We start from the raw sequence: 14,880 nt of genomic DNA, 5'->3' as shown, positions 1-14,880 counted from the left end.
AGCTGAATGGTCCGCAAACCCGCCCGAGATCGTTGCTCGTCGTTCCTCCCCCGGCCTGGTGCGTCCACAGCGCCCGGAATCGGGGCATCCGCGTGGTGGGTTCGACGTAGCTTCGCGCCATGCCGCGTCGCTCCGTCCCGCTCCGCCCCGGATCCCTCCAGTCCCGCGAGCAGCTGCTCGCCCTGGGGATGTCGACGCGGAGGCTGCGCGGCGGCGACCTCACCCGCGTGCTCCCGAATCACTACACGCCGACGTCCGCTCCGGCCTCTCTGAACGATCTGTGCCACCTGCTCCAGGGCACGATCATCCACGACGCCATCATCAGCCATTCCACGGCCGCCGCCCTGCTCGGCATGCCCCTGCCCTGGTGGTTCGACCGCGGCATCGGCACGCTGCACGAGCACGGGAAGCACAGGGACGGGGTCTGGGTGGTGCCCAGCAGCGTGCCGGCGGGCAAGGGACGCGACGGCACGTCCCAGACGCCGACGACGTCCTGGCAGCCTCCCCCGCTCCACTGCTCGGTGCCACGGGATGCGCGTCGCACAGCCGGCCCACATGCGGTGGTGCACCGGGGCCGACCCGGGGACTGGGTATTGCACCACGGAGGGCTGGTCCTCTCCCACCCGATCGACGTGGTCTGCCAGCTCGCCGCAGCTCTCGACCTCGACGAGCTCGTCATCCTGCTGGACCACCTCATCGGACCGTCGTCGCCGATCCCCGGCACGACGACATCGGACATCGACGCATTCCTGCTGGAACGGCCCTCGTCGCGAGGGCGCCCGGCCGTGGGAGATGCCCTGCGCCTCGCGCGGCCGAATGTCGAGTCCCCTGGCGAGACGCGCCTGCGCCTGCTCCTGGTGCGTGCAGGGTTCCCCGAGCCCGTCCCCAATCACACCGTGCGAGATCCCGACTCACCGGGCCGTACGCGCCGCATCGACGACGCCTACCCGGGCCTGCTGATCGGAGCGGAGTACCAGGGCGACATCCATCGCACGGACAAGGGCCGCTGGCGCGACGACGAGGCCAGACGCGACGCACTGAGCTCCGTGGGATGGAACATCCGCTCGGCGACGGCACAGGACATCGAGCGGCCGGCACGCTTCCTCGCGGGCATGCGCAGAGCGTTCCTCGCCGCAGGCGCACCGGCTCCTCCCGCGGAGAACTGGGCCGGTCGGAACGAGGCGTGCCTCGGTCGACGGTGCGCGCCGCCGCGCACCCAGCGCCCCGGCGAGCCGTAGCCGGTGGACGGTGGACGGTGGAGGCCAACACAACGGCCACCACGCACGTCTGCGCGGGTTTCCGGACCTTTCGCTTGACGGAAAGGTCCGGAAACCCGCGCAGAACAGTGGTGCGGTGCGAGCACGGCGGCCGGAGGAGACCGCGATGGGGCGCCGCGACAGGGCGCCGCCGAAGCCGGCGGCCGCCGCCGGGCGGCCGCCGCCGGGCTCACCCGGTGTTCTTCATCCCCGCGGCGATGCCGTTGATCGTGGTGAGCAGGGCGCGCTGGAGCTCCTCGGAGGGCTCCTCGCCGCTCTCGGCGACCGCACGGAAGCGCTGCAGCATCGCGACCTGCATGTAGTTGATCGGGTCGAGGTAGCGGTCCCGCACGGCGAGGGTCCGCTTGAGGATCGGCTGGCCGTCCAGGAGGTCGAGCACGCCGGTGAGGCGCTCGACCTCGGCGACGGACAGCTCGTACTCCTCGCGGATCCGCTCGAAGAGCGGCCACAGGTTCTCCGGCACGAGGGAGTGCACGTAGTGGGCGGCGATGTCCATGTCGGTCTTCGCGAGCGTCATCTCGATGTTGCTGATGACGGTGCGGAAGAAGTGCCAGTTGCCCAGCATCTCGTGCAGGTCGTCCTCGTAGCCGGCCTCGCGGGCCGCCTTGAGGCCCGAGCCGACGCCGAACCAGCCGGGGACGATCTGGCGCGACTGCGTCCAGCCGAACACCCACGGGATCGCGCGCAGGCCGTCGAGGCCCTTCTCCGAGGTGGTGCGCTTCGAGGGCCGCGAGCCGATCTTCAGGTCGCCCAGCTGCTCCACGGGGGTGGAGGTCACGAAGTACTCGGGCAGGTCCGGATCGTCGGCGAGGGTGCGGTAGCGCGCGAAGGCCGCGTCGGAGACCTTCTCCATCACCGAGCCGAAGCGCTCGAGCTGCTCGGGCGTGGTGCGCGGCTCGGTGTGCAGCGCCGTGGCCTGCAGGACCGCCGCGATCGTGAGGTCGAGGTTCTCCCGCGCGAGCACCGGCAGCGTGTACTTGTCGGAGATGACCTCGCCCTGCTCGGTGAACTTGATCGTTCCGTCGAGCACGCCGTAGGGCTGCGCGAGGATCGCGTCGTACGTCGGACCGCCGCCGCGCCCGACGGATCCTCCGCGGCCGTGGAACAGCCGCAGGGTGACGCCGTGGCGGGCTGCGACGTCGCGCAGGGTGCGCTGGGCCTGGTGGATCTCCCACTGCGAGGTGACCACGCCGGACTCCTTGTTGGAGTCCGAGTAGCCCAGCATGATCTCCTGCTGGTCGCCGCGCAGCCGCACGAGCTCGCGGTACGCGGGGTTGCTCAGGAGCTCCTCGAGGATCTCGCCGGCGTGGCGCAGCTCCTCGACGGTCTCCAGCAGCGGCGCGAAGTCGAGGTCCGCGCGCTTGTCGTCGGCGCTCGAGAGGTCGACGATGCCCGCCTCGCGGGCCAGCAGAGCGACGCCGAAGATGTCGTCGGCCCCGTGGGTCATCGAGACGATGTAGGTCTGGATGACGTCGGTCCCGTAGCGCTTGTGGGCGTTGCGGATCTCGGTGAACACCCGGTAGGTGCCGGCGGTCGAGTCGTCGAGGATCGAGTCCTCCTCGGCGAGGGAGGCCCCGTACATCGGCCGACGGCTCGTGAGCTCGGAGCCCAGCACCTCGCCGCGCTCGGCGCGGCTGAGCTCGCCGTAGGGGCGGTCGAGCTCGCCGAGGCGGTCGAACATCGCGGCGAGCACGTCGTGGTGCTTCTCGGAGTGCTCGCGCACGTCGAGCGTGGCGAGGGTGAGGCGGATGCCGGCCAGCAGGTTCAGGGCGACGGCGATCGCCCCGTCGGCCGCGCGGCGGCCCTTGTGACGGGCCAGGGCGTCGCGCACCACCTGGACGTCGTCCAGGAGCTCGTCGGCCGAGAGGTAGTCGCGACCGTGCACATGGGCCGAGCCCTCACGCATGCGCTCGCGGGTGTGCTCGAGCTTCGTGCGGATGGCGCCGAGCTTGAGACGGAAGGGCTCGGCGGCGTACATCCGCTGCTGCTCCTCGTCGACGGAGCCGCCGGCTTCGACGTCGGCATCGATCGAGGCCTGCAGGGCGTCGTCCTCGCCGACCAGGGTCGAGGACTCGGAGAGATCGCCGATGAGGTCGGAGACAATCTGCACCGACACGTCGATCGCGGCCTCGGCCTGCAGACCGAGCACCTCGCGGGTGACGTCGGCCGTGACGTACGGGTTGCCGTCGCGGTCGCCGCCCATCCAGGTGCCGAAGCGCAGCGGGACGGCGCGTTCGGGCAGGTCGGCGCCGTGGGCGCGCAGCTCCTCGCGCAGGTCGTCGATGAGACCCGGCATGGTGTGGCGGTAGATGCCGCGCAGGTAGTACAGCGCGTTGCGGGACTCGTCCTGCGGAGTGGGCTGGGTGCTGCGCAGCTCGTCGGTCTGCCAGAGCATCTCGATGAGCTCGGCGAGGTGACGGTCCTGGCGGCGGCGCTCGGGCGTGCCCTCCTCCGTCTCCTCGGCCAGCAGGTCGGAGACGTTGCGCAGCTTGGTGAGCACCGCACGGCGCGAGGCCTCGGTGGGGTGCGCGGTGAAGACGAGCTCGATGTCGAGCGAGTCGACGGCCTGCTGCAGCGCCTCGGAGCCCAGGGTCTCGTGGATCTCCGCGACGGTGCGCGGGATCCAGGACTCGCTGGTCGGATTCTCGTCGATCGCGCGAACGCGGTAGAGCTGCTCGGCGGCGTTCGCGAGCAGGAAGTACTCGGTGAAGGCGCGGGTCAGCTCGGTCGCCTGCGCGTGCGGCAGCTCGGCCAGGCGCTTCTGGATGGCCTGCGCCTCCGCGGCGTCGCCGGAGCGCTTGGCCTCCTTGGTCTGTCGGCGCACGTCCTCGACGAGGTCCAGCAGGCCCTGGCCATGCTGGTCGGCGAGCGTGCGACCCAGCAGCGTGGACAGCCTGCGGACAGTCGCGCGCAGTGGCGCGTCGATGTGCGGATCATCGCTGACCACGGGGAACTCGCTGGTCAGCGTGGGGATGTGGATGCCACCTGTGTCTGACACTAGGCCTCCTGCTCCTACCTCGGCGCACGGCCGACGACAGCAGCCGACGGCCGTGTCGGCTCTGAACGGTCTGGGTAAGAGTACAGGCGCGTCCCGACAGGCGAGCAGGCGTCTCATCCGGCGGGGGTGAGCAGGAGCGTCCGGCACATGCCCCGGGACGACGAGAGGGCCACCCCCAGGAAGCTCCAGCTCCTGCGGTGTGGCCCTCTCTCACGGGCGGAGACGAGAGGATTTGAACCTCCGAGGCGGTTTTTGCCGCCTACTCCCTTAGCAGGGGAGCGCATTCGGCCGCTCTGCCACGTCTCCTCGCGCATCGGGTGCGCGGTGCGCGACCTGCGGCGTTGATCAGGAACGGATCCGGATCAGCGCTGCGTGCACGCAACGCCGTTCATCGTAGCGGAGGGCGTACGGGCCAGCAAAAGGGCCGACGGCGGATCGGGCGCATGTCACGTCAACAGGCGGCCGACCTCAGAGCCCGAGCTTCGCCTGCAGGTCGGCGATCTGCTTGGGCGTGCCCACGCGGTACTTCACGTAGGTCAGGCGCCCCTCGGCGTCCACGGCGAACGTGGAGCGGATGACGCCCTCGACGATCTTGCCGTACATGTTCTTCTCACCGAAGGCGCCGTAGGAGCGCAGCACGTCCTTCGACTCGTCGCTCGCGAGCGTGTACGGAAGGACCTGCTTCGCCGCGAAGGTCTTCAGATCCTCGATGGCGTCCGGGGAGATGCCGACCACCCGGTACCCCTGCGCGGTGAACATGTCGTGGTGATCGCGCAGGTCGCAGGCCTCCTTCGTGCACAGGGACGTGTTCGCCGCCGGGTAGAACCAGATCAGCGCCGGGGCGCCGCGGAGGTCGGTGAGGCTCACGCGGCCGCCGTCGGCGGTGGGCAGATCGAAGTCGGGGGCCATGTCGCCCACGGCGAGCTTCACGGGGCCGCCTGCGGCGGGGGTCGTCGGCATGGATGCGTCTCTCCTGGGTGGTCGGGCCGATGAGCGGCGCAGCCCTCGCGGGCGGCCGGGGTCGGCGGGTCGCTCTGCTCCCGCCACTGTACGGACACGGGCCGACGCGCGAAGGGCTCGAGAGACAGGGAGGCGCGGCCGGTTCATCGGTGCGCCGTCGGCGGGTCCGCGAGTACGCGGCGGCCCCATCGGTTCCGTCGGCCCGGTCTGCGAGGATCGGTTCCATGGATGCGCAGCGCGAGGACGGCTCCCTCTTCGGCGATGATCTGCTCCCCCGCCCCGCGCGGGCGCTCGGACCGGGGGCAGTCTGGGTGCCGGGATTCCTGCGCCTGGACCAGCAGGCCTGGATCTCCGCGCGCTTCGAGGAATGGGCCGACGGGCCCGTGCCGCCGCGCTCCCCGAAGGTGCGCGGACACGAGATGAGCGTGCGAACGGTGTGCCTGGGCTGGCACTGGCGCCCCTACGCGTATTCGCGGGAGGCGGTCGACGTGAACGGCAACCGTGTGCTGCCGTTCCCGGACTGGATGACCCGCCTGGGCCGTTCGGCGATCGCGGCGGCCGCGGAGCACGATCCCGAGCTCGCCGCGATGTCCGCACAGCCCGACACCTCCGGCGCCCCCGGCGGCAGAGGCAGCAGCGACTCCTCCTCCGCTCCCAGCCGCCTCTACTCCCCCGACACGGCCCTGGTGAACCACTACTCCGCCGCGGCGAAGATGGGCATGCACCAGGACAAGGACGAGCGCTCGCTCGCCCCCGTGGTCTCGCTGTCGATCGGCGACGCGTGCACGTTCCGCTTCGGCAACACCGAGGCGCGCACGAAGCCGTACGAGGACATCACGCTCGAGTCCGGGGACCTGTTCGTCTTCGGCGGCCCCGCCCGTCTCGCCTTCCACGGCGTCACCAGGATCCAGCCGGGCACGGCGCCGGAAGGCTGCGGGATCACGGAGGGACGGCTGAACATCACGCTGCGGGAGACCGGGCTCGAAGGCTGACGGCCCCGTCGACCCCGCTGTCCCCTGCCGCGCCGCCCCGGCCTGACCGACCGACGACCGACGACCCGACCCGACCGACCCGTCTACTCGTCGACCGGATCCGGCGCCAGGGTGCCGTCGGGGGCGATGTGCTCGAACATCTGCTGCACGACCATCACCACGTGGGGGTCGTCGACCGTGTAGAAGAGGCGGCGGCCGTCGCGCCGCGCGGAGACCAGGCCGGCCAGGCGCATCTTGCTGAGGTGCTGGCTGGCTGTGGCGACGGTGATGCCCGCTTCGTGGGCGAGGGCGCTGACGTCCAGCTCGCCGGCGACGGCGAGGGCGACGAGGTGCAGACGCGTGGGAGAGCTGAGCAGCGCGAAGGTGCGCGCCACGGTCTCCAGTTGTTGCCTCGTCGGTTCAATGCCCATTAATTCATTGTGTCACCGTCTTGCGTCTCACCATGCACGCTTCGACACTTGCATACCTGCCTAAACGTCTGACAGTGTGTCCGACGTGCTGAGATCGATCCGCCCCGCGCTGCTGTGCTTCCTCGTCGCCGTGCCCGCGCTCGTGCTCCGCCTCGGCGGGATCGAGGCCCCCTCGCTCGTGGGACTGCTCGTCTTCGGCGCAGCCGTGGTCGCCGCGGCGTTCGTGCTCGCGTGGGCAGCCGAGGCCGCAGAGGTCGACATCAGCGGCGGTCTCGCCGTCGCGATCCTCGCGATCATCGCCGTGCTCCCCGAGTACGCCGTGGACCTCTATTTCGCTTTCCGCGCGGGCTCCGAGCCGGACTACGTGCAGTTCGCCGCCGCGAACATGACCGGTTCCAACCGTCTGCTGCTGGGGCTCGGCTGGCCCGTGGTGGTGCTGGTGAGCGTCACGATCGCCTCGCGCCGCTCGGGGCGCACCGTGCGCGAGGTCGTCCTGGATCCCGCGCACCGCCTCGAGCTGGGCTTCCTGCTCATCGCGTCCCTGCTCGCCTTCGTGATGCCGCTGACCGCGACCATCAGCTGGGTCCTCGGTGTGATCCTGCTGGCCTGGTTCGGGTTCTACCTGGTGCGGATCGCGCGCGGCGGGGCCGAGGAGGAGCCCGACCTGGTGGGCACCGCGGCGCGCATCGGCGCGCTGCCCCAGCGCACCCGACGCCCCGTGGTGATCGCCCTCTTCGTGGTCTCCGCGCTGATCATCCTCGCCTGCGCGGAGCCGTTCGCCGAGGCCCTCGTCGCCTCCGGCAGCACCCTCGGGATCGACCAGTTCCTGCTCGTGCAGTGGCTCGCGCCGCTCGCCTCCGAGGCTCCCGAGTTCATCGTCGCCATCATCTTCGCGACCCGCGGGAAGGCCGCGGCCGCGCTGGGCATGCTGATCTCCGCCAAGGTCAACCAGTGGACGATGCTCGTGGGCAGCCTGCCCATCGCCTACGCGCTGGGCGGCGGCAGCGGCACGCTCGCCCTGGACCCGCGCCAGGTGGAGGAGATCCTGCTGACCGCCGCGCAGACCATGATGGGCGTCGCCCTGCTGCTGGGCCTGCGCTTCCCCCGCTGGGGCGCGATCGCGCTGCTCGCCCTGTTCACCGTGCAGTTCGCGGTGCCCGGGACCCACGGCCGCCTCATCCTCTCCGCGGCCTATCTCGTGATCGCGCTCGCGCTGTTCGTCCTGCACCGTCGCGGGATCCTGCCCGCCCTCACCGCCCCGTTCCGCCGGGAGCCCGAGGGGCCCGACGGGGGTCCGTCCGACGGAGGCCCGTCTGAGGGGACCACGCCCGACGGGACCAGACCCGACAGGACCGCGCCCGACGGGGGCATGGATCTCCGAGCCGACCGCCTCAACCCAGCCGGGCGATGATCCCGAGGTCCGTGCGGACCCACTGGTCGCCGCTCGCGCGGTGCTCCGCGCGGCTCGCGTAGCGGTAGTCGAACAGCCGTACCCGCAGGCCCGTCGGCGCCCTCCCGTCGAAGGGATCCGCCCGCAGCAGGCGTCGGATCTGCGGATCGCCCTCGAGCAGCTTCTTCAACAGCGCGGCGAACCAGGGGTCGGCGCCCGGCCGCAGGGCGAGGAACCACATCAGCCAGTCCAGTCGCAGGTGGTAGGGCGCGAACTGCCGTGGGCGCCGGGCGAGGGGACCCGGCTTGCCGTGGAAGAGATAGGGGTGCCATTCCTCCTCGCCCGCCGCGTCCGGGTCCTCGGCGAGAGTCCCTTCGATCTCGACCTCGTGGCGCTGCTTGGTCATCGACCCGAAGGCGCCGTAGGCGTTCACGAGGTGCCACCTGTTGAAGCTCGCGTTCATGAGCTGGTGCGAGGAGAAGAGGTTCCTCAGCGGCTTCCCGCTGAGGACGACGAGCCCCGCGACGACCGCGATCACCAGCACGTGCCACCACAGGGGCGAGGAGGCGAGGACACCGCCGTCGGCCGCTCCGCGCCCTTCCCCGGGGCCGTGCGGCAGGCCCCATCCGGGCCAGGGCCCGCCCGTGATCCAGCGCAGGAACGGGTCGCTGATCGCACTGAAGGCGACGAGGATCGTGAGCAGGTTCAGCCAGGCGAAGTTCCCGGTGAGCATGAGGAAGAGCTGGGTGAGGATCACCAGGCTCGCGCCGATCGAGGCGAGGGGCTGCGGGAGCAGGATCAGCCAGATCGCGCCCAGCTGCACCACGTGGCTGCCGAGGGTCTCGAGCCGGTGCCACCAGCGCGGCATGAGGTGCGCCCGCCTGCTCAGCGGGCCGGGCATGGGCTGGGTGAGGTGGTGGTGCTCCATCGCGGTGAGGTCGCGCCAGGCGGGATCGCCCCGCATCTTGATCATCCCGGCCCCGAACTCCAGGCGCAGCAGCATCCACCGCAGGAACAGCAGGATCAGCAGGGGCGGGGCGACCGTGTCGGACCCGAGGAAGCCGACGACCGCACCGCACTCCAACAGCATCGACTCCCAGCCGAAACCGTAGAAGATCTGGCCCACGGAGTGGATGGACAGGTAGAGCCCCCACATCACGAGGAAGACGGGGATCGTGGTCCACGCGGGCCCGAGCTGCGGGAGGCCGAGCACGCACGCCGCACCCAGCAGCATCCCGATCGCGCACATGACCCGCAGCAGCCGGTCGCTGTAGGGGGTGCGCGAGAAGCGGAAGAGCGTGGGGCCGCCGCGTATGCCGCGCTCCTCGAGCCGGGCGAGGAACCGCGGAGCGGGCAGCAGTCCGCGCTCCCCCAGCAGCGCCGGGAACTGCCTCCACGTCGAGGCGAAGGCGATCACGAACACGAGGGCGACGCCGCGCATGATCACCTCGCGGGCGATCGTGTACTCGCGGGCATCGAGCAGCGAGAGCCAGGCGTGCAGTTCCATCTCGGTCACCTCGGTGCCATCATCCGCCCGTCAGGAGCGGACGTCGAGGGCGGGCCGACGGGCCGACGCCTCAGCCCAGCGCGCGCAGCAGCACGGCCCCGGCCCACCATGAGCACAGGGCGAGGACCAGCACGTAGCCGGCGTTCCATGCCCATGCGGGCACTCCGGTGAGCTGAGCGAGCTGCTGGGGATCGTCCTGGCGGCGGCCGCCGGCCATCACGGTCCCGAGGTGCCGCCAGGCGCCGAGCAGGAGCAGCACGCCGAGCGCGAGCACTAGGGCGCCCGGGCCGAGCGCCCCGCCCCACCACCACACAGCGCCCACGATGAGGGCGCTCACCAGCACGGTCGCGACCGTGTGCAGGGAACGGGAGAAGACCAGGGAGAGGATCAGCAGCACGAGCGCGACGGCGAGCGCCGTGCGCGCCCAGCCGCCGAAGGCGATCTGGATGAGCAGCGCCCCCACCAGCGCGGGTATCGGGTATCCGGCCCAGGCGGAGAGCACCCGGCCAGGGCCCGTCGGCCGCCCCACCGTCACCGCGTGGCCGGACATGTCCCCGCTGACCACGAAGCCGGTGAAGCGCCTGCCCACGAGGATGCCGACGCCCGCGTGCCCGAGCTCGTGCACGACCGTGACCGCGAGGCGGGCGAAGCGCCAGACGATCGGGACCACGACGGCGGCGAGGGCCACGGCGATCGCGGCGAGCGACCACCAGCCCTGGTCGGGCGGGGTCGCGGGCAGGCTGCGCTGCCACGCCCCGGAGAGGGCGTCGGTGAGAGAGGTGCCGATGTCCACGCCCGCCAGCATCCCAGGCGCAGCTGGGACCGGGCCGTGGCGCGTGTGGCGCGCGGGCCGACGAGAGACGGGCCGGAGGGAGACCGGCGACGGGCCGGCGGGCCGACGAGAGACGGGTCACGCCCGCAGGACAGCTCTCGCGCACATGCCGTGGGCACGCTATCGTCACCAGCATGGCAGGACATCAGACGTCTGATGACGGGGGTGCTCCCGTCGCGCACGATCAGCGTCGATCGCCCCGTCCGGCACGGGGCCCGAGACCCTGGAGGGATTCCGTGGAGACCACCGGACTGGGCGCCCTGAACTGGGCGGTCATCGTCATCTACCTGCTCGCGATGCTGGGCGTGGGCGTGTACTTCACGCGCCGCGCGTCGAAGAGCACCGACTCCTACTTCCGCGCCCAGGGGCGGATCCCCGCGTGGGCCGCGGGCTTCAGCATCTACGCGACCACGCTCTCGGCGATCACGTACATGTCCACGCCCGAGCAGGCGTACCTCAGCGACTGGTCGTACGCCGCCGGCAGCCTCGCGATCTTCGCGATCGTGCCCGTCCTCATCGCGTTCTACGTGCCGTTCTTCCGCAAGCTCAACGTGGTCACGGCCTACGACTACCTCGAGGAGCGCTTCAGCCCGGCGATGCGACTGATCGGCTCGCTGATGTTCGTGCTCTTCCACATCGGCCGGATCGCGGTCGTCATCTACCTGCCCACGCTCGCGATCTCCTCGGTCACCGAGATCAATCCGGTGCTGGTGGCGGCCATCGTCGGCATGCTCTCGATCATCTACACGTTCCTGGGCGGCATCGAGGGCGTGATCTGGGCGGACGTCCTCCAGGGCATCATCCTGCTGCTGGGCGCGGTCGTGATCATCGGCTTCGGCCTGTTCACGATCGACGGCGGCCTCGGGACCGTGGCGAGCGACGCGATCGCCGACGACAAGCTGATCTCCGGCAAGGACTGGGACCTGGGCGAGATGCTCGGCGCCTCGATCCCGATCATCTTCATCGGCTCGGTGTTCACGAACCTCTACCAGTACACGGGCAGCCAGGACGTGGTCCAGCGCTATCAGACCACCGCGAGCAGCCGGGAGACGGCCCGTTCGCTGCTGACCAACGGCGTGCTCTCCCTCATCACGATCCCGCTGTTCTACGGCATGGGCACCCTGCTGTACAGCTACTTCAAGCACACGAGCCCGCTGCCGGACTCGGTGAACACCTCCGCGATCGTCCCCTACTTCGTGGTGCACGTGCTGCCCGCCGGCGTTTCGGGCGTGGTGCTCGCGGCGATCTTCGCGGCGGCCCAGTCCACGCTGTCCTCCTCGCTCAACTCGATCTCGGCCTGCCTCACGGTCGACGTGTGGGACCGCTTCCTGGTGCGCCGCGGTGCGAGGAGGTCGTCCGTCGGCCTCGCCCGCGCCATCATCATCGTCGCCGGGATCATCGGCACGGGCGCGGCGCTCTACCTCGCGAGCACCGATCAGGCGGAGACCTGGAACCTGTTCCTCTCGATCCTGGGGCTGTTCGGCACCCCGATCGCCGCTGTCTTCGCCCTGGGCATCTTCACCCGGCACGCGAACGCCGTGGGCGTCATCGCGGGGCTGGTCGTCGGCTCGATCGCCGCGTGGATCGTCCAGGACTCGGGCTCGACCCCGTTCATGGTCGCGTGCTTCGCCTTCGTGGGCACCGTGATCGTGGGCTACCTGGTCTCGCTCGTCCGGAACGCGATCCGTCCCGGCGGCGGCGACGGGCACGACATCCGGCCGCTCACCATCTTCGGCACCAGGAGCACCTACGTGCGCCGCACCCAGGACGCGAGAGGGTGAGGCGCGAGGGCGCGAGAGGGTGAGGCTGCAGCGCGAGGGCGCGCTTGGGGGCCGACGGGTCCTGCTGACCTCCTCCGCGCCGGCGGCGGGGCCGATAGCGTGATCCGGTGAGCCCACACCGGATCCCCCGCCCCAGCAACATCGAGGTGCGCGGCGCGCGCGTGCACAACCTCCGGGACGTCGACGTCGACGTGCCGCTGGACTCACTGGTCGCGATCGCCGGGGTCTCGGGCTCCGGCAAGTCCTCCCTCGCCCTCGGCGTGCTCTACGCGGAGGGGTCGCGCCGGTACGTCGAAGCGCTCTCGACCTACACCCGTCGGCGCATGTCCCAGGCCCCGCGCGCCGCGGTCGACTCCGTGACCCACGTGCCCGCGGCGCTCGCCCTGCGCCAGCGGCCGGCGGTGCCCGGTGTGCGCTCGACCTTCGGGACCTCCACCGAGCTGCTGAACGTGCTGCGGCTGATGTTCTCGCGCCTGGCCTCGCACCTGTGCCCGAACGGCCACCGGGTCCCGCCGACGATCGACGTCGCCGCCGAGATCCCGTTCTCCTGCCCCGTCTGCGGCGCCGAGGTGCACGCCCCGGGCGCGGAGTCGCTCGCCTTCAACTCCGAGGGCGCGTGCCCGCGCTGCGAGGGCATCGGCACGGTCCGCGAGGTCGACGACGCCGCCCTCGTCCCGGATCCCTCGAAGTCCCTCGACGAGGGAGCCGTCGCCCCCTGGCAGATGTTCGGCTTCAACGTCCAGCCCGACATCGCCCGCGAGTTCGGGGTGCGCACGGACGTGCCCTTCCGGGATCTCACCGAGGCCGAGCGCGAGATCGTGCTGGACGGCCCCGAGGAGAAGAAGCACATCACGGTGACGTCGAAGAAGGGCGTGCACGACCTCGACTTCACGTTCCGCAACGCTCGGCTCACCGTCACCGAGGAGCTGCGCCGCGCCGACAGCGAGAAGCGCCTGGCTCGCGTGAGCCGCTTCCTCGTGGAGACCGTGTGCCCCGATTGCCGGGGCACCCGCCTGTCCCCCGCCGCGCGCGCTCCCCGCATCGGCGACCTCGGCCTCGCCGAGGCCACCGCTCTCACCCTCGACGACCTCCTCGCCTGGGTCCCCACCGTTCCCGGGACGCTGCCCTCCGACATGCAGCCGATGGCTCGCGAGCTGGTCACCCAGCTCACAGGCATGGCCGACCGGCTCGTGCAGCTGGGGCTCGGATACCTGTCGCTGGACCGCGCGGGCTCCTCGCTCTCGACCGGCGAGCGCCAGCGGGTCCAGCTCGCCCGGGCGGTGCGCAACCGCACCACGGGCGTGCTCTACGTGCTCGACGAGCCCAGCATCGGCCTGCACCCCTCGAACATCGACGGACTGCTCGCACTGATCGGCGATCTGCTGGCCGACGGCAACTCCGTGCTCCTCGTCGACCACGACGTGCAGGTGCTGCGCGAGGCCGACCATCTCATCGAGATCGGTCCGGGCTCCGGGCGCGAGGGCGGCCGGATCGCCGCGAGCGGCAGCATCGCGCAGGTGATCGGCTCCGGGGACTCCCGCCTCGGTCCGTTCCTCGACGGCAGCGCCGACGTGGTGGTCCGCGACCAGGCGTCCCCCGCGGAGGTGTTCGCCCGGGGAGTCATCGGGATGACCACGAGCGCCCTGCACACGGTGCACCCGCTGACGGTGCGCGTCCCGCTCGGCCGCCTCACCGCGGTCACCGGCGTCTCGGGCTCGGGCAAGACCACGATGGTGCTCGAGTCCCTGGTCCCGGCGCTGCGCGCAGCGACGGCGCGCGGGTCCGACGGAGAACCGGCCGACGGCGAGCCGGCAGCATCGTCCGACGGCTCGTCCCGTCCCGTCCTCCCCGCCCACGTGCGCACGCTCGATGCCGCCGGCATCCGCCGCGTCCACCAGATCGATGCGACCCCGATCGGCGTGAACATCCGCTCGACCGTCGCCACCTACAGCGGCGTGCTGGACGACCTGCGCCGCGCCTTCGCCCGCACCCCCGAGGCGAAGGAGGCCGGACTGGGCGCGGGCGACTTCTCGTACAACACGGGGTCCCTGCGCTGTCCCCGCTGCGAGGGCACCGGCCGCGTGGTCCTGGACGTGCAGTTCCTGCCCGACGTCGACATCGACTGCCCCGAGTGCGAGGGGACCCGCTACTCCCCCGCCGCGCAGGCGCTCCCGCGCCGCGGGGTCACGCTGCCCCGCCTCATGGCCCTCACCATCCAGGAGGCGATCGAGGAGGTGGGAGACATCCCCGCGGTGCGCAGGCGCCTGCAGGCGCTCGTCGACCTCGGCCTGGGGTACCTGACGCTCGGCGAGGACACCCCGGCGCTCTCCGGCGGCGAGGCCCAGCGCCTCAAGCTCTCCGCGCACATCGACCGCGGCCAGACCGACGCGCTCTTCGTGTTCGACGAGCCCAGCGTCGGCCTGCATCCCCTGGACGTGCGCACCCTGCTGCGCGTCCTGGACCGCCTGGTGGGCAGCGGCGCGACCGTGATGGTGATCGAGCACGACCTCGACATGATCGCCAACGCCGACCACGTGATCGACATGGGGCCCGGCGGCGGGGCCTCCGGCGGCCGCATCGTCGCGACCGGGACCCCGCACGAGCTCGCGGAGGATCCGGACAGCGCGACCGGTCGCTTCCTGCGCGCGCACCTCGCGCACCCGACGGAGGGATCCGACGCAGAACGCTGACGCCTCCCGGGTGACTGCTGCGTCACGTCGAGGGGGCGCGCGG

General features: G+C 71.3%; 10 protein-coding genes and 1 tRNA gene. 5 read left to right on the top strand and 6 right to left on the bottom strand.

Annotated elements, in window-relative coordinates; genetic code table 11:
- Positions 1–119: 119 nt before the first annotated feature.
- The gene (locus Bra3105_RS14580) at positions 120–1,238 is read left to right on the top strand and encodes a hypothetical protein (protein WP_228357429.1); all 1,119 of its coding nucleotides are present in this window, start codon (positions 120–122) and stop codon (positions 1,236–1,238) included.
- 208 nt (positions 1,239–1,446) lie between these two features.
- Here the strand turns inward: Bra3105_RS14580 and ppc are convergent, their stop codons facing one another.
- The 3 genes from ppc to Bra3105_RS14565 all read right to left on the bottom strand — a co-directional run bounded on the left by ppc (position 1,447) and on the right by Bra3105_RS14565 (position 5,235).
- Positions 1,447–4,275, bottom strand: a complete 2,829-nt coding sequence (gene ppc, locus Bra3105_RS14575) for a phosphoenolpyruvate carboxylase (RefSeq protein ID WP_407650882.1) — start codon at positions 4,273–4,275, stop codon at positions 1,447–1,449.
- Positions 4,276–4,492: 217 nt separating this feature from the next.
- Positions 4,493–4,581: transfer RNA gene (locus Bra3105_RS14570), tRNA-Ser, on the bottom strand.
- Between the two features lie 162 nt (positions 4,582–4,743).
- Positions 4,744–5,235: a peroxiredoxin gene (locus tag Bra3105_RS14565; protein WP_228357428.1), complete on the bottom strand. Its 492-nt coding sequence runs from the start codon at positions 5,233–5,235 to the stop codon at positions 4,744–4,746.
- Positions 5,236–5,459: 224 nt separating this feature from the next.
- Here Bra3105_RS14565 and Bra3105_RS14560 point away from each other — a divergent pair, with 224 nt between their 5' ends.
- Positions 5,460–6,227: an alpha-ketoglutarate-dependent dioxygenase AlkB family protein gene (locus Bra3105_RS14560; protein WP_228357426.1), complete on the top strand. Its 768-nt coding sequence runs from the start codon at positions 5,460–5,462 to the stop codon at positions 6,225–6,227.
- A gap of 83 nt (positions 6,228–6,310) precedes the next feature.
- Here Bra3105_RS14560 and Bra3105_RS14555 read toward each other — a convergent pair whose 3' ends face one another.
- Entirely contained in the window at positions 6,311–6,637 is a 327-nt protein-coding gene (locus Bra3105_RS14555; protein WP_200502572.1) for an ArsR/SmtB family transcription factor, read from the bottom strand.
- Positions 6,638–6,722: 85 nt separating this feature from the next.
- On the opposite strand from Bra3105_RS14555, the gene Bra3105_RS14550 reads away from it, so the two are divergent.
- Entirely contained in the window at positions 6,723–8,048 is a 1,326-nt protein-coding gene (locus tag Bra3105_RS14550; protein ID WP_228357425.1) for a calcium:cation antiporter family protein, read from the top strand.
- Here Bra3105_RS14550 and Bra3105_RS14545 read toward each other — a convergent pair.
- Together Bra3105_RS14545 and Bra3105_RS14540 are read right to left on the bottom strand one after the other, a co-directional pair.
- On the bottom strand, positions 8,029–9,534 hold the full coding sequence (locus tag Bra3105_RS14545; protein ID WP_228357424.1) for a lipase maturation factor family protein: 1,506 nt from the start codon (positions 9,532–9,534) through the stop codon (positions 8,029–8,031). The genes Bra3105_RS14550 and Bra3105_RS14545 overlap by 20 nt on opposite strands.
- A 70-nt stretch (positions 9,535–9,604) precedes the next feature.
- Complete coding sequence (locus tag Bra3105_RS14540; protein WP_228357423.1) at positions 9,605–10,327, bottom strand: M50 family metallopeptidase; 723 nt, start codon at positions 10,325–10,327, stop codon at positions 9,605–9,607.
- Positions 10,328–10,602: 275 nt separating this feature from the next.
- On the opposite strand from Bra3105_RS14540, the gene Bra3105_RS14535 reads away from it, so the two are divergent.
- Entirely contained in the window at positions 10,603–12,147 is a 1,545-nt protein-coding gene (locus Bra3105_RS14535) for a sodium:solute symporter family protein (protein ID WP_228357422.1), read from the top strand.
- A 107-nt stretch (positions 12,148–12,254) separates the two neighbouring features.
- Entirely contained in the window at positions 12,255–14,837 is a 2,583-nt protein-coding gene (locus Bra3105_RS14530; RefSeq protein WP_228357421.1) for an excinuclease ABC subunit UvrA, read from the top strand.
- The last annotated feature ends 43 nt before the right edge of the window (positions 14,838–14,880 follow it).

The sequence above is a fragment of the Brachybacterium halotolerans subsp. kimchii genome, assembly GCF_020792675.1.
Taxonomy (GTDB): Bacteria; Actinomycetota; Actinomycetes; order Actinomycetales; family Dermabacteraceae; genus Brachybacterium; species Brachybacterium halotolerans.
Note: the sequence above shows the minus strand (reverse complement) of the source record. Positions and strands in the feature narration are given on the sequence as shown.

Bases quoted from the DNA above. Each gene is read 5' to 3' on its own strand.
- Bra3105_RS14560 (WP_228357426.1), top strand. From the start codon at position 5,460: ATGGATGCGCAGCGCGAGGACGGCTCCCTCTTCGGCGATGATCTGCTC.
- Bra3105_RS14555 (WP_200502572.1), bottom strand. From the start codon at position 6,637: ATGGGCATTGAACCGACGAGGCAACAACTGGAGACCGTGGCGCGCACC.
- Bra3105_RS14580 (WP_228357429.1), top strand. From the start codon at position 120: ATGCCGCGTCGCTCCGTCCCGCTCCGCCCCGGATCCCTCCAGTCCCGC.
- Bra3105_RS14565 (WP_228357428.1), bottom strand. From the start codon at position 5,235: ATGCCGACGACCCCCGCCGCAGGCGGCCCCGTGAAGCTCGCCGTGGGC.
- Bra3105_RS14545 (WP_228357424.1), bottom strand. From the start codon at position 9,534: ATGGAACTGCACGCCTGGCTCTCGCTGCTCGATGCCCGCGAGTACACG.